This is a genomic window from Amycolatopsis sp. 195334CR, assembly GCF_017309385.1.
GTDB lineage: Bacteria > Actinomycetota > Actinomycetes > Mycobacteriales > Pseudonocardiaceae > Amycolatopsis.
In genome coordinates this window covers 215,224-237,235 of the sequence record NZ_JAFJMJ010000003.1, presented here as the reverse complement: position 1 = coordinate 237,235, position 22,012 = coordinate 215,224, and the positions used below count along the sequence as shown (strand labels likewise).

Here is a 22,012-nt window from a genome sequence, read left to right as displayed (position 1 = left end):
CCCCCTACGGGGCCGCCTACGATCACCAGGTGCGCCTGCTGAACCCGGTGGTGAACCGGTCGACGTACCGCCGCTGGGCCTACCTGATCCTCGGCGGCGCCCTGATCGTGCCCTACCTGATCTTCGCCTCGATCGCGATCCCGTCGGTGGCGCCGTTCGCCGCTGACATCGGGACCGCCTCGGCGGTGGGCGGGCTGGCCGCGATCCTGGCCATGGTGGCCAGCTCGTTCATCCCCGCCGTGCGGGTGCTGGAGGGCACGGCCGTCCGCGAACTGCTGGACGACCCGGCGCCGGGCGTCACCTTCGGCCGCGCGGAGAACTGGCCGGTGCGCCTGCGGTCGAGCGCCATGTTCGTGGCGCACGTGCTGGCCGGCGGCATCCTGAGCTTCCTGAGCCTGGCGCTGCCGGTGTTCTTCGTCCTGTCGCTCTCGGGACCGTTCACCGGGCGGATCGCGATCGCCACCGAGGAGGGCATCCCGGTGCCGCGCGGCTGGGCCGGCGCCTGGGTACCGGTGCTGTTCCTGGCGCTGGTGATCGGGCTGGTCTACGCGATCTGGGCGGTGGGCGGCCTGCTCGCCCGCGCCGCGGCGATCCTGCTCGGCATCTCCGCCGCCGACCGGATCGCCCAGCTGGAGAAGCGCACCGAACAGCTCGCCGAGCGCAACCGGCTGGCCAGGGAACTGCACGATTCGGTGGGGCACGCGCTGAGCGTGGTGACCATCCAGGCCGGGGCCGCCCGGCGCACGCTGCGGCGGGACCCGGACTTCACCGAGCGCGCGCTGGAGGCCATCGAGGATTCCGCGCGGTCGGCGCTGGAGGACCTGGACCACGTGCTGGGCCTGCTGCGCGAGGAGAAGTCCGGCAAGGCACCGCAGGCGGGCCTGACCGAACTGCCCGGCCTGCTGGCGGCGACCCGGCTGGCCGGGGTGCCGGTGGAGGCCGAGATCAGCGGCGAGGTGACCGAGGTGCCCGCGGTGGTCTCCCGCGAGGCGTACCGGATCCTGCAGGAATGCCTGACCAACGCGCTGCGGCACGCGGGTAAGGTCCCGGTCGCGCTGCGCGTGGCGATCGGCGGGGACCGGCTGGAGCTGCTGGTGCGCAATCCCGCCGGGGCGCCGGTGGCGTCCCGGCGCACCGGCGGGCGCGGGGTCCGCGGCATGGCGGAGCGGGTCGAGGTCCTGCGCGGGGAGTTCAGCGCGGGGCGCAACGGAGAACACTGGGAGGTCGTGGTGCGGTTGCCGTGGGGAGCCGGGAAGTGATCGGGGTGCTGCTGGTCGACGACGAGCAGCTGATCCGGGCCGGGCTGCGGGCGATCATCGAGTCCGAGCCGGAGCTGAGCGTGGTGGGGGAGGCCGGGGACGGCGCCGAGGTGCCCGGCCTGGTCGCCCGGCTGCGGCCCGACGTGGTGCTGATGGACGTGCGCATGCCCGCGGTGGACGGGATCCGCGCCACCGAGCACCTGATGTCCACCATGGACAACCCGCCGAAGGTGGTGGTGGTGACCACCTTCGAGAACGACGACTACGTCTACGACGCGCTGCGTGCCGGGGCCAGCGGGTTCCTGCTCAAGCGTGCCCGGCCGGAGGAGATCGTCGCCGCGGTGCGCACGGTCTCCGCGGGCGACTCGCTGCTCTTCCCGGCCGCCATCCGCCGCCTGGCCGCCACGCACGGCGACACCGGTGGCCACCAGGACGGCCTGGCCGCCGCGGGCCTGACCGAACGCGAGTCGGAGGTGCTCCGCCTGGTCGCCAAAGGACTGTCCAATGTGGAAATCGCCGGGGAGCTCTTCCTCGGTGTGCAGACGGTGAAGACCCACGTGGGCAACCTGCTGGCGAAGCTCGGCGCGCGGGACCGCACCCAGGCGGTGATCAAGGCCTACGAATCCGGGTTCATCAAACCCGCCTAATACCAGGCGAATGCCGCGCGCCAGAGCCAGGGGCCGACGAGCACGGCGGCCCACACCACCCCGGCGGCGAAGGCGACCGCGCCGCCGGTGAGCAGGAGGCGGTTCACCCGGACGGAGAACGCGGGCCGCTCGGGTTCTTCGTCGGTCATCGCGCCTCCAGGTCGGTGGTGAGGCCGCGCCTGCCGATCAGCCAGCGCAGCGGGGCGGCCGCCGACAGCGGGTGCCCCGGCGTCCATCCCTCCAAAGAGGACACCAGGAAGTAGCCCACCGCCCCGAAATCCCGGTCGGCTGCGAGCACCAGGTTGTCCAGGCCCGCGCCGGCCAGCCAGGCGCGGATCGCCGGGCCGTCGGGGGTCAGTTCGGCCGCGGCGGCGACCTCGGTGAGCAGATCGGCCTTCACCACCGCGACGGCCAGCGGCAGCCGGTCGATCGGCACCCGGAACAGGCGGAGCCGCTGCACGGTGAGCTGGTAGGTGGCCTCGGCGTCCCTGGTGGCCGGGTGCGCGCGGCCCAGCACCTCCTGCCCGGCCGTCTCGGCCAGCACCGCGGGCACGGTGAACGGGTCGAGCACGAGCACCAGCCCGGTGGCGTTGTCCAGGAAGGACAGTGCGGCGTTCTCGTCCCAGTCCTGGTAGAACTCCCCGGCGGCGTCGAACAGGTGCAGGTAGGCGTGCTCGCCGACCCGCCCGAACCGACGGCGCACCGGCAGGCGGACGGTGACCGCGGCGGGGAAGTGCCCGGCGGCGGTCTTCGAGGTCTCCTCGCGCTCGCGGATGATCCGCGCGCCCTCGTCGAACACCCGCCTGCTGGCCTCGTCGTCGAATTCGACGTCGCCGAGTTCGAGCAGGGCCGCGAAGGTCAGCCGCGTCTTGCCCGCCGACACCGCGCCGATCACCGGCAGGCGCACCTCCGGGATGGTGGCCGCGCGCTCGCGCAGATCCGCCGAGCAGACCGGGCAGTAGGCGGTCAGCCGCCGGGCCGCGCGGAAGACCGTGGTCGGCAGCAACCGCCCGCACCCGCACCGCCGCCACCACGCGCCGAGCGCGCCGGGCCGGAGGTCGTGGTGCGTGCGGTCGCAGTCCCGGCCGGAGCAGCGGAACCACGGCAGGGGCACCGCCCGGTAGCACTCCGGGCACCCGGACGGACCGCCGAGCCGGGACCGCACCAGCGCGTCGAGTCCGCGTGCCCCGCCCACGACGGCCAGCCGCAGTGCCTCCAGCGAGCCGAGCAGGAGCAGGACGACCACCAGCAGCGCGGTCCCGCCGAGCACCACTCCGGCCGACCAGGCGAACGCGACGCCGAGCACCACGGCCGCCACCGGCCAGCCCACCACCAACAGCGTCCACTGCACCCGTTCGTGCAGTTCCCGGACTAGCCGGGCGCACTGGCGGACCGGGTACCAGCCGCCCCGGCTGAGCCCGCCCAGCCTGCCCGCCACCGCCCACAGGTCGACCTGCGCCTGCCCGGGCAGGTAGGCGGGCCAGGCGTGGTCCCGGCGCCCGGCCCGGTGGCGCGGGACGAGCAGCGGGAAGTCCTCTTCGGACACCATCGCCGGGGTCACCGTCACGGGCCGGTGCCGGCGCGGCCCGCTCACGGTGAGCACCGCGGTGCCCGCGGCGGTGAGCGCGCCCGCCGCGCCCGCCGCGGGCAGCAGCAGGACGAAGGCGGGCCAGACGAAGTAGCCGACGGCGAGTTCGGCGAGCAGGTAGTACCCGATCAGCACACCCGCGCCCGCCACGATGGCGAGCACCACGATGCCCACGCGTTCCACGACTCACTCCCGCGGGTGCTTGGCGGCCCGCGACCGCGCGCGCCGGGACCGGACGCCGTACCGCTTGATCCAGCTCTGCCACACGTGCAGGTTCTCCTCGTCGAGTTCGCCGACGAGCGTGGTGATGCGCTGGCGCCCCGGCCGGTCCAGCAGCCGGGTCCAGTCGGCGAGGATGGACAGCAGCGCCTCGTTCTCGGCGTCGGGCAGCACGCCCGACCACTGGAGGTCCAGCGCGAGCACGGCGAGGGAGTCGGCGCCCGCCTCGCGCTTGAGCAGGCGCGGCAGCCAGGTGAGCAGCAGCCGGTGCACGGCGTTCCCGGCGCCGCGCAGCGCGCGGGCGGCGTACGGGCCGCGCGCCCCCATCAGCACCGGGATCACCTCGTCCTCCCTGGCCACCAGCACGGCTTCGCTGAGCTGGTCCAGTTCGTACGGCTCCGGCCCGGGGCGCCGGGGCGAGCGCAGGTGCGCGAGCCACGCGCTGAGCAGGCGGTCTTCGTGGTGCCACCCGCCGAACGGGTGCCGTCGCGGTTCGTGGCCGAGCGCGGCGAGCCGGTTCAGCAGGTCGAGCTTGGCCGCGGTCGGCAGGCCCCGGTTGCCGCGGGCGGCCAGGTCGAGCATCCGCTCGGCGAGTCCGTCGGAGATCCGGTGCCCGGCGGGCAGGCCGCCGAGGAACACCGCCGCTTCGGTCAGCCCCAGCCGGGTCTGCGAGGTGAGCGCGGTCCACGCGGCGAGGTCGTCGTGCTCGGTCGCCTTGCGGGCCACGTGCGTGAGCACGTCGCGCCGGAGCCCGGGGTCTTCGGTGGCCGCGGCGGCACCGGCGAGTTCGCGGTCCAGCGGCTGGGCCGGTTCGTGGATCGAGGTCCAGAGCACCCGCCACCACCGCGTCCGGAGCGCGGTCAGCGTGGTGCCGCGTTCGCCGGGGTCGTCGAGCCGCCGCCGCAGTTCCTCGCGAAGCAGCAGGACCAGCGCGGGCGCGCAGTTCCACCGCGCCGGGTGGATGTCCAGGTCCGGGTGGTCGGCCCACCAGCGGCAGAACGCGCGCTGCCGCCGGTCCACCGCGACCGGCACGCCGTGGCGGGTGGCGATCTGGAGCAGGCCGTCGCACTGGGCGGGTTCTGCCCGTTCCAGAGCCGCGGCCACCTCCCGCCGGGCGGCGTCCCCGGTGAGCTCGCCGGACGGCAGGCCACGCAGGCCGCGCAGGTGGCGCTGCGAGTCCTCCCAGGTGTGGTGGGTGCTCGCGGCGAGCAGTTCGGCGGCCAGCACGCCGAGCCGGAGTTGTTCGCGGAGCCGGGCGTCGCTGCGTTCGTAGAGCGCTTCGTACAGGTCGTACCGCGCTTCCAGGCCTGGCGAGGTGGCGAGGATCTGCGTGGCCAGCGGCTGGCCCACCTCGGCGATCACCTCCGGCGGCTGCCGTTTCAGCCAGTTCGCCAGCGCCGCGGCGTCGGCGGCCCGTACCGGTTCGCGCAGCCGCAGCGTGCTCGCGGCCAGCCGGTCCTGCGCGGCCAGTTCCTCGCCCGGATCTGCCGCCCCGCCGAACTGGTCGGCCAGTTCGACCGCGTCGATCACGTCCAGCGGGTCGGCGTCGAGGAAGCGCGGCACCCAGAACTCCGCGACCGGTGCCGTCCTGGCCACGGTGTGCGTGCCGTCGCGCAGGTCGAACACGCAGAACCCGGACTCCCGCACCGAACCGGCCCAGTCCGGGTGCACCGCCAGCACGTCGTGCCTGCTGTACTGCAGGTTGCTGACGAACGCGCGGAAGCTGACCCGCAGCGCCACCCGTTGCGGCAGCAGCAGGGTCCCGGCGATGAGCCAGCAGAACACCGGCTCCGGGTCGTCGGCGACGAACACGATCCGCTGCGGGCTGCCGGACCTCAGCGCGGACAACGCCGACACCACGGCGATCAGGAAGGCCGCGGCGCCCGGCCGGCCGGCCACCCAGGACCGCACGGCGTGCGCGGTCCACGGCCCCGGCTGCGGTTCGGCCCCGACCCCGTCGCACCGGGTGGTCGGGGCCGGGTGCTCCGCCCACCACGGCGCGCCCCACAGCTGCGCCGGGCGGAGCTGGCCGTACGCCTCGGGGTCGCCGGTGGTGATCGCGTGGGTGAACTGGTTGCCCTCGCGCATGCCGTTGGCCTCGGTGCCGAGGTAGATGCCGCGCGCGGTGACGAACCGGTCGTCGAAGACGTGCGCCAGCGATGGCGGGTACAGCTCGACCGGGCGCCGCCGCCGGATCCACTCCGGCGGCGGCTCGTACAGCGCCGACCGCTGCACGAGCGACATCTCGTCGTGGCCGACCTCGGGGGAGGTGGCCTGGAACTGGAACCCGGCCACCCCGCGCAGGCCCTGGCCCGGCAGGCAGTCGGTGTAGTACAGCGAGCCGAAGGCGGCCCGGCGGGCGCTCACTTCCGCGTCCTGGCGACGATCCCGGACCGGCTGAGCAGCCACAGCAGCGGCTCGTCCACCCGGTGCGGCTGGATGCCGCGCGCGTTCACCGAGTTGCTGGCGTAGTCCGGGGTGGCGCCCAGCGCGGACACCGCGAAGTACCGGTACGTCTTGTAGTTGAGCCGGAGGTGCGCGTCGATGGCGTCCGCGCCCAGATCGCCGAGCAGTTCCAGGACGTGCTCGTGGGTGGCGGCACCCGCCCGCTCGTCGTAGGCCGGGCCCGCCGCGGGCGGGCGCATCAGCGGGTGCGCCGGGCCGAGCGAGTCGAAGAAGGAGTCCATCTTGGCGAACACCACCGCCATCGGCACCGGGATCAGCCCGGAGTTCGTCCGCTGCCGCAACGCCTCGGTGACCCGGTTGAGCACCTCCTGCGGGGGTTCGTTCTCCCGGATCGCGTTGTCCGGCACGGTGATCCGCCCGCGCGCGCCGGGCAGCTGCCACGGGTCGAGCACCACGATCAGCGCGCTGGTCCACCGCAGGTAGTGCTGGGTGTACACGCTGTCCTGCGTGGTCATGTCCTCGCCGGCGGCGTCGTAGAAGGACAGCGTGCTGCTCAGCGGCCTGCTCCGGCGGCCGAGGCGGCGGCGGGAGGTGCGCCATTCGAAGACGATCGGCGCGCGCACGCCGTCGATCGCCGACCTGGTCGTCTCCGGCAGCACCTTGTCCACGAAGAGCGCGCGTTCGTAGGTCTCGAACCAGCGCTTGGTGGACGCCTCGCCGGCGTGCTGGTCGCCGATGAGCCGGGTGTCGGCGCCGAACCGGCGGCGGATCGCGTGCTGCAGTTCGTGCATGAGCACGGTGAGGAACACCGTCTTGCCCGCGCCCTTGCCGCCGATCAGCCCGACGAGCGGGCTGCGCGGGTCCTCGCCGAAGGTGGTGGGCAGCGTGGTGTGGCAGTTCGGGCAGGCGCGGATCCGGGACACCGCACCGCATTCGGGGCAGACCCCGGCCTTGGCGCGGCCGTTCGCCGGGAAGGTGGGCCAGGACTCCAGCGCGTAACCGGTGAGCTGGCGCCGGTTCTCGTCCACCCGCTTGCGGCAGCCGTTGCCCGCGGCCGAACCGCGGCCGTGGCACTGGAAGTGCAGTCCCGACAGGGAGACTTCTTCGTAGCAGTATGGGCAGACGAGCTTTCTCACCGGCGCACCTCCGCCCGTGCCGAGGCCGTGCCCAACTCGACCGCGCCGGGGTCGGCCGCGAAGCACACCACCCAGCGGTGATCGGCGGGGAGTTCGACGGCGAACTGCTCGCTCCCGGACGCTTCCAGCGCGAGCCGGTGCCGGGCCACCTCGACGCCTTCGGCGGGGTGTTCGGGTGGCAGCGGTCCGGCGGCGGCGATCACCACGACCTCGCCGTCGCGCACCGCGTCGATCGCGGCGAAGGTGATCGTCGCCTCCCGGCGGCGCCAGCGGCTCCGCTGCACGGTGTAGTCCACCCTGGCGGCGTATCCGGGTGCCTCGACGATTTCCGGTGCCGACAGCGCGACCCCGTCGGACGAGGTCGCCGTGCCGCGGATCTCGACGCGGATCGGGTCGGTCCCGGCCTGGATGCGGCAGCCGTTCGCTTCGTAGGCGTACGCGGAGATGTCCACCGACTGCGGTTCGCCGTCCCGGTCCGTCCAGCTCACCCGGGCCCCGGCCAGTCCCGGCGGCCAGATCCAGGAGAGCACGATCTCCGCGCCACGCCGTTGCGCCACCGGCTCGCTGACCGGTAGCGCGGTGCCCAGCCGGGCCGCCACCCCGACGGTGGCTTCGGCACCGGTCACGGCCACCGGCAGGTACCACTGCCAGCCCGGCGCGACCTCCCCGGTCAACCGGACGCGGTCGCCGTCCGGTTCCGGCCGCCCGCGCAGCTCCTCGCCGTAGGTTTCCAGTGCGGTGGCGGAGATCCGGTCGCCGGGGTGCCAGTCCGGCGGTGCCGGGGCGAAGCGGACCCGGACCGCACCGGTCGCCCGCCGGTCCCACCGCGCGGTCACCCTGGGACCGAAGCCCGGTGCCGCGGGCTCCAGCTCGACGGTGACCGGTTCGTCCGTTGTGGACAACACGTCGGCCTTGAAGTGCAGGGGTTCCCCGGTGTGGCGGCTGCCGTCGGCGAGTTCGTAGACCGGCTGCACCTGGTAGGCCGCGTCCCCGGCGGCATTGTCCTGATAGGACACCCGGCCGTGGTCCTCCCGGCGCACGGCCCGGTGCACCACCACGTCACCGGGGGTGCGCCGGATCCGCACCTCGGTGGTCTCCGGCCGGACCTGCCAGACGAGTTCGAGGCGGTCCCCGTCGCGGCGGGTTTCTCGAAGCTCGACCGACGGGAACACCGGGATCGACGTGCGTGCCGGTGCCGACCACTCGTCCTCCGCCGAGGAACGGGCGAACACGGCGTAGTGCACGCACGGGCCGACCGGCGCGTCGGCGTCGAGGAACTCGGTCCCGGCGGTTTCGGTGACCACCACGCCCGTGGTGGGCCCGGGCGGTTCGTCCTCGTGCCGGCCCACGCGGTACCGGGTGGAACTCGTGTGCCCTTCGCCCGGTTCCCACCGGAGCAGGGCGCACAGCCCCTTCGTCGCCGCTTCGAGTTCGCGCGGCGGGGTTCCCGCTCGTTTTGGGGCCACCACGGCGGTTTCCGGCGGCGGCGCTTCCTCCGTCGCCCGCTGGTCCAGCGCCGCGAGCAGGACCTCGGCGGACGCGATGCGCTCGGCGATCCACCGCAGCGGCAACCCGGCAGCCAGCGCGGCGGTGACCCACGACGGCACCGGGACTTCGTGTGCTTCCCGGACCGACAACCCGGCCAGTTGCACCGCGCGCTCGACTTCGTGGGGTGGGACTCCAGGGAAGGCACTGTGCAGCAAGGAAAGCAGGCGCGGGGTCAACGCGCTCAGCGGCTCGTACGCGTCCTTCAGGAACGTGGCCAGTTCGTCCGGCGCGGCCGTGGTTTCCCGCGAACGCCACCACTGCGCGGACTCCAGCATCGCGCCGTAGGTCGCGCGCAGTTCGGCGTCCTCGGCCAGGAAGTGGTCGTAGACCCGTTTGAGCGGACGGGGACAGGTGACCGCGGCCGAGGTCCGGCGCCACAGCGCGCGTACTTCCTCGGTGCGGGCGACCAGTTCGTCGTCGGTCATCTCGCCGGACAACGCGTACCGCGCGAAGAGCTCGTCCTCCGCGGCCGGGACGGCACCGGTGCGATGGGGTTTGACCACGTGGTCCTCGTAGGCGATCGGGTCGAGCGGCTCCATCAGCTGCCTTCCCGGCTCTGGGCACCACAGCAGGTGCGGATGAGTTCGGCGGTGAGCGTGACCGGGGCGTGCTCGAGCACTTCCCCGAGTTCGGGGTCGGTGAGCAGGGCGAGCAGCTCCTCGTCGTAGTCGGACTTGCCGACCGAATCGGGGTACCGCTCCAGGTAGTCGGCCAGTACCGGCCAGCGCACGCGCAGCACGGTCCACAGGGCCAGCGCGTCGCTGTCCACCACGACCCCTTCGAGCGTGCGCGTCGCGCGGAGCACGCTGTAGGTGTTCACGAACCGCTTCATCCCGCGTGGATTCCGGTGCAGCAGCCCGGCGAACTTCTGCAGCGCGTGCTCGCTCAGATCGGCGGACTCGGACTCGGCGAGCTTCTTCGCCGTGGCGGGCGCGGTGTACTCGCGAACCGGCGGGCTGGCGCCCTCCCACGCCCGCATCGCGTCCAGCACGTGCGAGCTGCGCTCGACCTGGCTGGCCACCAGCTCGGCCTCTTCGGCCGCGGCCGCGGCGGGGGCCGGTTCGCGGATGTTGAGGATCCGGTTGAAGTAGGCGCTCATCGCGTCGGTGCCGATCGCGGGCATCGGCACGGACAACTGGAAGAGCTTGTCCAGGAACAGATATCCCAGCGGCCGCGTCGGTTCCTCGGCCGCCGGCGCCAGTTTCTCGTACCGCACCTCGTAGGCCCGGCGCAGCCAGTTCCCGTGCGCGGCCACCAGGAAGTAGGCCGAGCGCTGGCCCTTGCGCGGTTTGCCCGGCGCGTCGCGGACCAGGGTCTGCACCGCGTCCAGCAGGTCGACGACGTAGTCCTCCGAACAGCGGTCCAGGTCGTCGACGAAGAACACCACCCGGCGCTTCGACCGCGAAACCAGCCAGGCGAACTGCTCGGCCACTTCCTGCATCGGGTTCGTGTGGATCTGCTCCAGCCGCCGCGCGCCCCGGGCCGAGTTCCACAGCAGGAAGCGGCTCGCCACCAGCCCCGCCACCCAGATCGCGGTGATCGCGGCGAAGATCGCGGTGGCCGCCCGCGCGGTGTCGCCGACGTCCTTCGGCGTCTTCCACAACGGGCTCAGCCACAGGATCGCCGCGGCCACCACGACGGCCACCAGCAGGCCGGAGACCAGGAACGGCACCCCGCCGGTCCGGCGGACCCGGCGAATGGTCTCGACCAGGCGCAGCCGGGTCCGGCCCCAGCCGGACAGGTCCCGCGCCACCCGCTGGCGCAACGCGGTCAGCAGCGCCCACCACGGCGGGTCGACCCGGTTGTGCCGCCAGGCGTCGAACTCGACCACCAGGAACTCGTCGGCCAGCTTCGGGCTGAGCAGGCCGAGCAGGGTGGTCTTCCCGGAGCCCCACGGGCCTTCCAGGTGCACCAGGAACGACGGTTTCGGTTCGCTGAGCGACATCCGCTTGAGCCGGACGGCGAGCACGTCGGCGAGCGCGTCGCGCTTGAGGTCGTCGTGCACGGCGGGGGAGTCGTTGAGCCAGCTGACGAACTCCTCGCGGCGGACGCTGCTTTCGGCGAGCCGCCGGGCGGCCGCGGTCCGGGTGGCGGCCGGTTCGCCCGCGCGCAGCCTGGCCCCGGCGTAGTCGGCCAGCGCGGCGGGCAGCCGGTACTCGGCGGCGTCGCCCGGCCGTTCGAGCAGCCCGCGCTGGTGCAGTTCGGCCAGCGCCCGCCCGGCCTCGGCGGTGGAGATCTCGGCCAGCGCGGCCAATCCGGCGGCCACGATCGTGCGGTCCCCGGCCAGCGACAGGAGGGTGAGGCGGCGCCGCTGGTCGGCCGACAGCTTGCGGAAGCGGAGCACGCACCGGGCGACCACCGTCTCCGGCGGGTCGTCCGCCGCTTCGAGCGGACGGCTTTCGTCGGCCAGCGCGGCGAGCCGTTCGCTCACCGTGCCGGTGGTCATCGCCCCGACCCCGGCGGCGAGCAACCGGATGCTGCCGGGGAAGTAGTCACCGGCCCAGGCCAGTTCGTCGGCGTCCGCATCCGAAACGTCCACAATGGACTTCACCAGGGCGGCCGCTTCGGTGCGCGGCAGCACGTTCAGCGCGATCTGGGGCACGTTGGTCTTGGCGAGCCGCTTCGGTGACTCGTTCGCGACGGTCACCGTGAACGAACCCGTTCCGTAGGTGCGGAGGCGGAGGACCTCCGTCGCCGTGCGGGGGTTGTCCAACAGCAACAGGATCGGTCCGGTGAGCCGGGCGCCGTAGGCCTTCGACCTGGCTTCCGGTGCATCGGGGATGTCCGCCGGTGAAACGCCGAGGCTCCGCAGGATGCGGCCGTGTGCCTCGTGCACCGCGGCTTCGGGGTCCTCCGGCAAGGCGGCCAGATCGAGGTAGCACACACCACCGGTGAACCGCGCGGCGTTGTGGCGGGCCCAGTGCACCGCCAGCGCGGTTTTGCCCAGTCCGGCCCGGCCGGTCAGCAGGACGAGTTCGGCGTCGTCCCGGTGGTACTCGTCGAGCCGGGCGAGCGCGTCCGCGCGGCCGACGAACTCGGCCGGACCCGGTGGCAGCGCGGGAAGCGCGGGTTCCGGCCGGCGCGCCAGATCCGGGGCGTCGCCGTGGAACCAAACCCGCACCTGCTCGGTGTGGTAAAGCGTTTGCACCGGGTGGAACGCGTCGAGGTCGGCTTCCGGCAGGCGGCGCAGCACCCGGTGGGCCTGCTCCGACACCGCGAGTTCGAGTTCGGCGCAGCTCCCGCCGACGAGGGCGTCCCCACCGGCCAGCCAGTGCCCGTAGTCGGTTTCGTCCGCCAGGTGCAGCGACGCGCGGACGCGCAGCCGGTTCGCTTCCCCCGATTGCTCGTTGTACCGGCGCACTTCGGTGCGCAGCGGGCCGTCGAGCAACCCGGTGACCGAGGTGACCGTGGAATCGTCCGGGATCGGCGCGAGCAGGCCGTCGCGGCTCGCGCGCGGGGTCAGGCCGCTGTTCGCCGCGGCTCGCTCGAACAACGAAGCCAGCGCCTCCCGGTTCGCCCGCCGCCGGAGTTCGTCGGATTCCTCGCCGGCCAGGCGCAGGGTGAGCGCCAGCGACTCACTACCGGGCAACGGACGTGCCTCCGTTCGGTGCGCACGAGTGGGGACTCACCCACCACAGTCGCCCGGGCGGCGCTTTTGTTTCAGTACCAAGGCCGGTACCGCTGTCCGGGTGAAGCTCAGGCGCCGACCGGGCGGACCTCGCGGCCACCCCGGCCGCGCAGCACCTCGACGCGGTCGGAGCCGGGGCGGCCGAGCACCCAGCTCGACCCCGGCACCTCCTTCGCGCGCTTTTTCAGCGGTGCCAGCAGTTTCGACACGTCGCGGTAGGAGCCGACCGAGGAGGTCATGCAGACCAGGGTGGCCAGTGACACCGAAACCGGGTGGCCGTCGGCCGACCACGAGGTGTCCAGCACCGCCGCGGCCAGCGTGGCGATCTCGTCCACGTCGCAGGCGACCAGGAAGTCGTCGCCGCCGACGTGGCTGACGGTGACCCGGTGCAGCCGCGCGGCCGCCTCGGTCAGCGTGCGGCCCAGTTCCCGGATCAGGTCGTCGCCCGCGGCGAACCCGGCGTTGTCGTTGACCGACTTGAACGCGTCCACGTCGAGCCAGGCGGTGACGAACGGCTCGCCGGCGGCGATCCGGCGGTCGATGTCCCTGGCCACGGTTTCGGTGCCGGGCAACCGGGTCAGCGGGCTGAGCGCGGTGGCCTCCTCCACCTTCGCCTCGGCCACCCCGCGCACCACCTCGGTCACCAGCACCACGCCGAGGCAGCGGCCGCGCCGGTCGACCACCACCACGTCGTCCCCGGTGCGGTCCCAGTCGGCGTCGGCCACCACGTCCAGCAGTTCCAGCGCGGAGGCCTCGGCGTCGATCGTGTGCGGGATGTCGGCCAGCCGGTCGGCGGAGCGCTTGGCGTGCAGCGCGTGCCCGTACGGACCGGTGAAGGCGAGCAGGAACCGCGCCCGGTCGACCGACCACAGTGGACGGTTGCGGTGGTCCACCCCGATGATGCCGGTGGCCCGCTCGGACGCGGCCAGTGCCGATCGGACGTCCTCGCAGGTGGCCGTGGCGGGCAGGGTGGTGGCCGGTTTGAGGAAGTCCTTCACCCGCGGCGCGGCGGGGGCGGTGCCCCGCTCGCCGGTCACCGGCAGCGGTGTGGTCACGCCGTCGAGCCAGCCGCCCTGCTCGGTCCCGGTGAACAGCGGTCCCTGCGCGACGCGGATGCCGAGCCCGCGCACCACCTCGAAGTGCGCGGTGTTCTCCACGCCGGTGGCCACCAGCCGGGCGCCGGTGCGCGAGGCGAAGTGCAGCAGCGACTCGAACACCACCGCGGACGCGGTGTTGCTCGCGGCGTGGGCGGTCAGCGTGCCGTCCACCTTCAGCGTGTTGACCGGGGCCGCGGCCAGCAGGGCCAGCGGCAGGTCGCTGCGGCCGAGCCCGTCCAGCGCCAGCCGGAAGCCGAGATCGGTCAGCGCGGCCATGCTGTCGAGCAGGTCGGCCGGGCGCACCCGGCTGAACGGCGGCCCGATCTCCAGCACCACCTCGCGCGGGCGCCTGCCCACCTCGTCCAGCACGTCGAGCAGCGGGGTGAACCGCGCGGCGCCCTCGGCCACCGAGGCGGCGGTGAGGTTCAGGTGCAGCGGCAGCAGGGCTTCGGCGGTCTCGGCCCCGCTGTCGGCCTCCTGGCGGACGGCGTGCGCGGCCAGTGCCACGTCGGTCTCGGCGAGCCTGCCCGCGCGGGCGGCTTCGTCGAGCAGCCTGGCCACCGAGTGCTCCCCGGTTCCGGCGCGCGCGAGTGCTTCCAGTGCCACGGCACCGCCGGTGTGCAGGCTGTACAGCGGCTGGAAGGCGAAGCTGACGGCGATCTGGGTCGGGCCCACGACCGCATCGTGCCGAGTCCGGGGCGAGATCGGGTGGTCTGTAAACAAAAGTTCACCGGCTGGTCGCGCAATTAGACCATCCGGGTGCGGATCCGCCATGGCGCGCGCCGGAAAAGCCCCGTCATCGCGGCGGCCGTTCCCGCCAGGTCTTCACGGCCGGACAGATAGGCGCGCTGCCGATCCGGTGGCAGGGAGAAGAACATTTCGAAGAATTCCGGAACCTGCGCGGAGGGTAACCGGGTCAATACCCGGAGGCCGAATCGGCGCAGCGCGTGCACTTCGCGCGCGGCCGCGGAGGCCACCACGGCACGGGCGGCGCGATCGGCCTCGCGCGGGGTCGACGCGGCCGCGATGGCCTGTGCCACCGGGGAAGCGAGCCGCAACGCGGTGCCGAGGCTGTAGCCCGTGGCGGGATGTGCGAAGCCACCGGCGACGCCGAACGCGAGCGTGCGCGGAATGGGCAGATCGAGCGGAATGCGCACGCGTTCCGGTCCGCGTGGTTCAACCACTCCGGCGGCGGTCAGCCGCGCGCGCAAGCGGGCGGAAAGAATGTGTTGCGGCAGCCCGGGTTTCGCCGCGAGACAGGTTTCCTCGACCAGCGTCCGGCCGTTGCCGAGCGGCAGGGAATAGAGGAATGTCGGGAAATCGGCGTGGGCGGGCCGCCAATCCATGAACACGGCGGTGCCGGGGGAGTGGCCGGTGACCCGTTCCGCCGCCGCTTCGTCCAAGGCGAGGCCGAACGCGGTCTGCTCGGCCGGTCGCCGGGCCGGGCCGCCGGTGAGCGCGCGCCGGGCGCCGGTGGCGTCGACGGCCACCGCGCAGGCGAGCCGCCTGCCGTCGGTGAGCCGGACGGTGGCGCCCCGATCGCCCCGGGTGACGCTTTCGGCGCGGCCGGTGATCACCTCCACGGCGGGGTGGTCCAGCCACGCGCGCAGGCCGGCGTTGTCGATCACCACGTACTCGCGGTCGAGGGTGTGCGTGGTGACCGCGGTGGCCAGCACGGTGTGCGGGACGGCGGCGACGGCGGAGTCCGGCAGGCCGGGCACTTCGTCGCGCCACACCCCGTAGACCGGCGCCCAGGCCCGCCGCGGCGCGGGGTCGACCAGCGCCACGCGGACCCCGGCGCGGGCACAGGCCGCGGCCAGCGCCCACCCCGCTGGCCCACCCCCGGCGATGATCGTGTGCATGCCCCGATCCCACCACGGTCGTGACGGCGGGCCCGGCCGGGCCCGGTCATCTAGGGTGTGGGCCGTGCTGAACTCATCCGCCGAAGATCCGCGTGCGCGCCGCCGTGACCACGACCGGCAGGCCGCGCGTTCTTCGGCGGCCGCGGACCTGGCCAGCAGCCCGTTCCGGATCGACCGCGACCGGATCGCCGCCTCGCCCTTCTTCGCCCGGCTCGGCGGGGTCACCCAGGTGGTCAGCGCCGGCGGCGCCGGCCTCCTGCACAACCGCCTCACCCACAGCCTCAAGGTGGCGCAGGTGGCCAGGGCGATCGCCGAACGGCTCGGCTCCTCGCCCGACACCGCCGAACTGGCCGAGAAGCTGGGCGGCTGCGACCCCGACGTGGCCGAGGCCGCCGCGCTGGCGCACGACCTCGGGCACCCGCCGTTCGGCCACCTCGGCGAGCAGGTGCTCGACCGGATCGCCCGGCACCGCTACGGCCTGGCCGACGGCTTCGAGGGCAACGCCCAGACCTTCCGCATCCTGACCACCACCGACGTTCGCGGGCCCGCCGCGATCGGCCTCGACCTGACCGCCGCGGTGCGCGCGGCGGTGCTCAAGTACCCGTGGGCCCGGCTGCACGTGCCCGATCCGCACCCGTCGGGCATGCGCGTGCCACCGCGCGGCGCCGCCGAGCCGGAGGGCGCGCCGGGCACCGGGGCGAGCAAGTTCTCCGCCTACAGCACCGAACTGGACGACTTCGCCGAAGCGCGGGCGCCGTTCACCGGCAGGCTCGAGCACTGGCAGCAGACCGTCGAGGCGTCCGTGATGGACACCGCCGACGACATCGCCTACGCCATCCACGACCTGCAGGACTTCCACCGCATCGGGGTGCTGCAGCACGCGTCGGTCGCGGCCGAACTCGGGCAGTGGTCGGCGAAGATGACCGAGCTGTCCGAACTGGACGGTGCGACGCTGGCCGCCGAACGGCGCAAACCGGGTTACTCCCTGGAACGCCTGCGCCGCCGCATGCACGCCAAGGACCGCTGGGTGGTCGACGACGAGGCGTTCGCGCTGGCGGTGGCGCGGGTGCGCGGGGAACTGGTCGACGACCTGCTCGCCGGCGCGTTCGACGGCTCGATCGAGGCCGAGCAGGCCACCGCCGCCTTCTCCGCGCGCTGGACCGCGCGCCTGGTCGGCGGGGTCTCGCTGACCCCGTCGCCGTCCACCCGGTCCGGCCACGTCACCCTGCGCCCCGCCCAGTGGCACGAGGTGCAGGTGCTCAAGTTCGTGCACCGGCGGTTCGTCCTGCTCCGCCCGGACCTGGCGCTGCACCAGCGCGGCCAGGCCAGCCTGGTGTCCACTTTGGTCGATGCACTGGACGCCTGGCTGGTCGACCGCGACGAGGCCTCCCGGCTGCCGAGGCGGCTGCACGACCTGGTCGAACTGGCCCACCGCGAGTACGCGCAGCTGGCCGCGCACTCGCCCGAGCTGCTGATCGGGGCCACCGGCGAGCCGGTGCGCGGGCAGGACGAGGTGCGCGCGCTGGCCCGCGGCCGCGCGGTGGTCGACTTCGTCGCGTCGCTGACCGACAAGCAGGCGGTGAGCCTGCTCGACGCGCTCACCGGCCGGGCGTCGCAGCCGTGGTCCGATTCGTTCGTCCTTTAGCACCCGTCAGAAATTCACCGATCGACGGTCACTCGAAAGGCTGCTGCCAAGCAGTGCGCTCTGCACTTAAGTGGTGTCAGCCGGTGATCACCGGCGATCGGCCAGCGTGAGTCGGGGCACGCGCCTAGCAAACCGGAGGCGCATGTGCGTCCAGCTCAACGACCCCGCGGGAGAACGCGAAGAGGCCTGACCACCGCGGCCTGCTTCGCGCTGGTGGCCGGGGTGCTCACGCCCGCGGCCGCGGCGGCGGATCCCGCTGTGGATGGCCAGGACGTCCAGGAGAAGGTGTTCGAGCAGATCGCCGCGCTGCAGCAGCTCAAGCGCGCGCAGCCGCCCGCCGACGCCAAAGTGGACAGCCACCTGCTGGTGGAGCGGGACCGTCGCGCGCAGCGGCTGCCCGCCGGTGAATTGTCCGCTTTGGACACCGGTGCGAAGGTCAGCGACCGCGGCACGGTCACCGTGGACGTCCGGGCCACCGCGGTCACCGGAGACCTGCTCGCGGCACTGGGGGCCGCGGGTGCCGAACTCCGCACCGTCTCGGAGAAGGCGGCCAGCATCCGGGCCGAACTGCCGCTCGACGCGGTCACCGGCCTGGCCCAGCGCGCCGACGTGCGGTTCGTCGAACCGGCCGTGCAGGCGATGACCGCGCACCAGCTGAGCGATCCGTCCGCGCGCGCCCCGCGCTCGGACGACGCCCCCGCGCAGACCAAGGAGCAGTTCGCCGAGAAGCTGGAGGCTGAACTGGCCCAGGCCGAGGTCGGCATCCAGGCCGGTCCGATCACCAGCGAGGGCGACCGGGCGCACAACGCCGACACCGCGCGCCAGCAGTTCGGCGTCAGCGGCGCCGGGGTGAAGATCTGCGCCCTGTCCGACGGGGTCGCGTCGCTGGCCGCCTCCCAGGCCAAGGGCGAGCTGCCGCCGTCGATCGACGTGCTGGCCGGCCAGGAGGGCTCGGGCAACGAGGGCACCGCGATGCTGGAGATCATCCACGACGTGGCGCCCGGGGCCGACCTCGGTTTCGCCACCGCGTTCAGCTCCGACGCCGGGTTCGCGGACAACATCCGCAAGCTCCGCTTCGACGCGGGCTGCGACATCATCGTCGACGACGTCCTGTACTTCAAGGAATCCCCGTTCCAGGACTGGATCATCGCGCAGGCGGTGAACGAGGTGACCGCGGACGGCGCGCTGTACTTCTCCTCGGCCGGCAACGAGGGCAACACCAGCGACGGCACCACCGCGCACTGGGAAGGCGACTTCGCCGATTCCGGGCTGCAGGCGGGCAAGTTCTCCGGCGCGGCGCACGACTTCGCCGGCGCCGCGGGCACCCAGATCTTCCAGCCGATCTCCGACGCCTCCTCGGCTTCGGTGGTGGTCACGCTGTTCTGGTCGGACCCGGTGGGCAGGTCGGCCAACGACTACGACCTGTACCTGTTCAACGCCACCGGCGCGGTGGTGGCGATGAGCCAGAACAACCAGACCGGCACCCAGGACCCGTACGAGCGCCTCGACACCCCGCTGTTCGGCGGCACCGGGCTGCGGCTGGCCGTGGTCAAGTACTCCGGCGAGAACCGGTACCTGTCGCTGTCCGGCCTCGGCGGCCGCTTCAAGGACTCGGCGGACGGCCTCAAGGCCTACACCACGCCGGGCGTGACGGTGGGCCATTCGGCCGCACGACAGGCCTACAGCGTGGCGGCCACCCCGGCGGCCAAGCCGTTCGGCTCGCCGCTGGAGCCGGGCGACCCGGCCAACCCGACCGGCCCGTTCCCCGGTGCGTTCGGCCCGAACACGCAGATCGAGCGGTTCAGCTCGGACGGCCCGCGCCGGGTCTTCTACGAATCCGACGGCACCCCGATCACCCCGGGCGACGTCTCGGCGACCGGGGGAGAGGTGCGGCAGAAGCCGGACCTGACCGCGGCCGACGGGGTGAGCACCAGCGTCAGCGGGTTCACCACGTTCTACGGCACCTCGGCGGCGGCCCCGCACGCGGCGGCGATCGCCGGGCTGGTGCTCTCGGGCAATCCGGGGCTGCACCCGAAGGAGATGCGGGAGGCGCTGGTCAACACCGCCGCCGACATCGAACTGGCCGGGACCGACGTGCTCAGCGGCGCGGGCGTGCTGCTGGCCGACCGGGTGCTCGACTACACCGGCGCCAGCCCGCAGCCGGTGACCGTGGCCAGGGCGCCGTCCGTGCTCGGTGCCGACAGCTACCTCGACCCGGGGGAGACCGCCAAGCTGAGCCTGCCGGTGACCAACACCGGTGACGGCGCGTCGGTGTCCACCAGCGTGGTGCTGAGCACGCCGACGCCCGGGGTGACCATCACGCCGCGGTCGAAGTCCTACGGCACGATCAGCCCGAAGCAGACCGGGATCAACGAGTTCGGCATCACCGTGCCGCCGACCCACGAACTCGGGGTGCCGATCCTGCTCGACGCCAAGGTGAGCTTCGCCGGGGCGCATTCGCCGACCACGGTCCGGTTCCCGCTGGCGGTCGGCAAGCCGTCGCCGGTGGCCAGCGACTTCGCCTACGCCGGTGCGCCGGTGGCCATCCCGGACAACAACCAGGTCGGGGTGAGCGTGCCGATCACGGTGTCCGGGGTCGGCCGGGCCTCGAAGCTGACCTTCTCGGCGGACGGCAGCACCTGCAGCACCGACCAGACCTCGACCACGGTGGGGCTGAGCCACTCCTACGTCGGTGACCTGGTCGGCACGCTGACCGCGCCCTCGGGCGCGCAGGCGGTGGTGTTCCAGCGCAACGGCAGTTCGGGCAACAACCTGTGCCAGGTGGTCTTCACCGACGCGGCGGCCCGGGCGTTCAGCTCGGTGTCCTTCTCGGACGCGCCGTTCACCGGGTCGTGGCGCCCGGCGGCGGTGCTGTCCGGGCTGATCGCCGACGGTGTGGACGGCACCTGGACCTTCCACGCCAGGGACGTGGCCGGCGGCGACTCCGGCGCGATCCGCGCGGTTTCCTTGCACATCAACGGATATGTCCCCGGTGCGGCGGCGGCCAAGCCCGCCCAGGTGCACCAGGAAGTGCGCAACGGGCCGGTTCGCCCGGTCTGATCCACCGCCCGGCCCCGCACCGTCCGGAGTGGACGGTGCGGGGCCGGGAGGGTGATCCCGGTCATGGGCCGGGTAAACCGGTGGACACCGGGCCGTACACTGGGGTGGTGGACATCCTCCTGGAGTAGCGCGCCGCCCGCGTGAAGGCACCGCGGGCGAGGTCGACGCTGTCCTGAACATCCACCCTCCCACCTCGGAGTTTCCCTTGATCACGGCCTCCGGCCTCGAGCTGCGCGCCGGCTCCCGCATCCTGCTGTCCGACGTCACCCTGCGCATCCAGCAGGGCGACCGCATCGGCCTGGTCGGCCGCAACGGCGCGGGCAAGACCACCACGCTCAAGGTGCTCGCCGGTGAGGGCGAGCCCTACGCCGGCGAGGTCCGCCACGCCGGTGAACTCGGCTACCTGCCGCAGGACCCGCGTGAGGGCGACCTGTCGGTCACCGCGAAGGACCGCGTGCTCTCCGCGCGCGGGCTCGACGCCCTGCTGCGCGACATGGAGAAGGCCCAGTCGGCGATGTCCGAACTGGTCGACGAGAACGAGCGCGACAAGGCGATCCGCCGCTACGGCAGGCTGGAAGAGCGCTTCGCCGCCCGCGGCGGGTACGCCGCCGAGAGCGAAGCCGCGCGCATCTGCGCCAACCTGGGCCTGGCCGACCGCGTGCTGGCGCAGACCCTGCGCACCCTCTCCGGCGGCCAGCGCCGCCGCGTGGAGCTGGCGCGCATCCTGTTCGCCGCCTCGGAGGCGGGCGCCAGCGGCCGCTCGGACACCATCCTGCTGCTGGACGAGCCGACCAACCACCTCGACGCCGACTCGATCACCTGGCTGCGCGGCTTCCTCAAGGCGCACGACGGCGGCCTGGTGGTGATCAGCCACGACGTGGAACTGCTCGCCGAGGTGGTCAACAAGGTCTGGTTCCTCGACGCCACCCGCGGCGAGCTGGACCACTACAACATGACCTGGCAGCGCTACCTGGACGCGCGCGCCACCGACGAGAAGCGCCGCCGCCGCGAGCGCGCCAACGCCGAGAAGAAGGCGTCCGCGCTGCAGCAGCAGGCCGCCAAGCTCGGGGCCAAGGCGACCAAGGCGGTGGCGGCGAAGAACATGGCCCGCCGCGCCGAGCAGATGCTGGCGAACCTGGACGAGACGCGCCAGGCGGACAAGGTCGCGCACATCAAGTTCCCGGCGCCCGCGCCGTGCGGGAAGACCCCGCTCACCGCCGAGGGGCTGTCGAAGTCCTACGGTTCGCTGGAGATCTTCACGGGGGTGGACCTCGCCATCGACCGCGGGTCCAAAGTGGTGGTACTCGGCCTCAACGGGGCCGGGAAGACCACGCTGCTGCGGCTGCTCGGCGGAATGGAGCGGCCGGACACCGGCGAAACCGTGCCCGGCCACGGCCTGCGGCTCGGTTACTACGCCCAGGAACACGAAACCCTCGACCACGACGCGAGTGTCTGGGAGAACATCCGCCACCTCGCGCCGGACACCGGTGCGCAGGAACTGCGGAACCTGCTGGGCTCCTTCCTGTTCACCGGGGAGCAGCTGGACCAGCCCGCGGGCACGCTCTCCGGTGGTGAGAAGACGCGCCTCGCGCTGGCCGGGCTGGTTTCCAGCGCCGCCAACGTGCTGCTGCTCGACGAGCCGACGAACAACCTGGACCCGGCCAGCCGCGCCCAGGTGCTCGACGCGCTGCGCACCTACTCCGGGGCCGTGGTGCTGGTGACGCACGACCCCGGCGCGGTCGAGGCGCTCGAACCCGAACGCGTGATCCTGCTGCCCGACGGCACCGAGGACCATTGGTCCGCCGACTATCTGGACCTCGTGCAACTGGCCTGAGGTACTTCCGCGGGGATAACACCTGTCTGGTTGATCATGTGCTTAGTTGATGTTCAACAAGCATGGGACAGGCACTGGAATGG

Annotated in this window: 13 protein-coding genes; 5 read left to right on the top strand and 8 right to left on the bottom strand. The window is 73.1% G+C overall.

Going from position 1 to position 22,012, the window contains the following annotated elements; all coding sequences use genetic code 11:
- Positions 1–29: 29 nt before the first annotated feature.
- Together JYK18_RS38155 and JYK18_RS38150 are read left to right on the top strand one after the other, a co-directional pair.
- Positions 30–1,259 (top strand): sensor histidine kinase, encoded by a 1,230-nt coding sequence (locus JYK18_RS38155; protein ID WP_206808659.1) that lies wholly within the window; start codon positions 30–32, stop codon positions 1,257–1,259.
- Positions 1,241–1,906, top strand: coding sequence for a response regulator transcription factor (locus JYK18_RS38150; protein ID WP_307796251.1), 666 nt, complete (start codon positions 1,241–1,243; stop codon positions 1,904–1,906). Before JYK18_RS38155 ends, JYK18_RS38150 begins: the two co-directional genes overlap by 19 nt.
- Here the strand turns inward: JYK18_RS38150 and JYK18_RS38145 are convergent.
- From JYK18_RS38145 to JYK18_RS38110, 8 genes are all read right to left on the bottom strand, one after another.
- Positions 1,903–2,055, bottom strand: coding sequence for a hypothetical protein (locus JYK18_RS38145; protein WP_206808658.1), 153 nt, complete (start codon positions 2,053–2,055; stop codon positions 1,903–1,905). The two genes, JYK18_RS38150 and JYK18_RS38145, sit on opposite strands and share 4 nt — an antisense overlap.
- Entirely contained in the window at positions 2,052–3,677 is a 1,626-nt protein-coding gene (locus JYK18_RS38140) for a hypothetical protein (RefSeq protein WP_206808657.1), read from the bottom strand. Before JYK18_RS38140 ends, JYK18_RS38145 begins: the two co-directional genes overlap by 4 nt.
- Before the next feature lie 3 nt (positions 3,678–3,680).
- Complete coding sequence (locus JYK18_RS38135; RefSeq protein ID WP_206808656.1) at positions 3,681–6,080, bottom strand: GTPase-associated protein 1-related protein; 2,400 nt, start codon at positions 6,078–6,080, stop codon at positions 3,681–3,683.
- Positions 6,077–7,255, bottom strand: coding sequence for a zinc ribbon domain-containing protein (locus JYK18_RS38130; RefSeq protein ID WP_307796250.1), 1,179 nt, complete (start codon positions 7,253–7,255; stop codon positions 6,077–6,079). The genes JYK18_RS38135 and JYK18_RS38130 overlap by 4 nt, the downstream gene beginning before the upstream one ends.
- On the bottom strand, positions 7,252–9,342 hold the full coding sequence (locus tag JYK18_RS38125; protein WP_206808655.1) for a hypothetical protein: 2,091 nt from the start codon (positions 9,340–9,342) through the stop codon (positions 7,252–7,254). The genes JYK18_RS38130 and JYK18_RS38125 overlap by 4 nt, the downstream gene beginning before the upstream one ends.
- Positions 9,342–12,392, bottom strand: coding sequence for a P-loop NTPase fold protein (locus JYK18_RS38120; protein WP_206808654.1), 3,051 nt, complete (start codon positions 12,390–12,392; stop codon positions 9,342–9,344). The genes JYK18_RS38125 and JYK18_RS38120 overlap by 1 nt, the downstream gene beginning before the upstream one ends.
- Positions 12,393–12,499: 107 nt before the next feature.
- Positions 12,500–14,203, bottom strand: coding sequence for a GGDEF domain-containing protein (locus JYK18_RS38115; RefSeq protein ID WP_307796249.1), 1,704 nt, complete (start codon positions 14,201–14,203; stop codon positions 12,500–12,502).
- Between the two features lie 71 nt (positions 14,204–14,274).
- On the bottom strand, positions 14,275–15,390 hold the full coding sequence (locus JYK18_RS38110) for a lycopene cyclase family protein (protein WP_206808651.1): 1,116 nt from the start codon (positions 15,388–15,390) through the stop codon (positions 14,275–14,277).
- Between the two features lie 64 nt (positions 15,391–15,454).
- Between JYK18_RS38110 and JYK18_RS38105 the strand changes: the two genes are divergently transcribed.
- From JYK18_RS38105 to JYK18_RS38095, 3 genes are all read left to right on the top strand, one after another.
- The gene (locus tag JYK18_RS38105) at positions 15,455–17,035 is read left to right on the top strand and encodes a deoxyguanosinetriphosphate triphosphohydrolase family protein (protein WP_374195094.1); all 1,581 of its coding nucleotides are present in this window, start codon (positions 15,455–15,457) and stop codon (positions 17,033–17,035) included.
- A 186-nt stretch (positions 17,036–17,221) separates the two neighbouring features.
- Positions 17,222–20,095, top strand: coding sequence for a S8 family serine peptidase (locus JYK18_RS38100; protein ID WP_242584122.1), 2,874 nt, complete (start codon positions 17,222–17,224; stop codon positions 20,093–20,095).
- A 205-nt stretch (positions 20,096–20,300) separates the two neighbouring features.
- Positions 20,301–21,929 (top strand): ABC-F family ATP-binding cassette domain-containing protein, encoded by a 1,629-nt coding sequence (locus JYK18_RS38095; protein WP_206808647.1) that lies wholly within the window; start codon positions 20,301–20,303, stop codon positions 21,927–21,929.
- Positions 21,930–22,012: the final 83 nt, after the last annotated feature.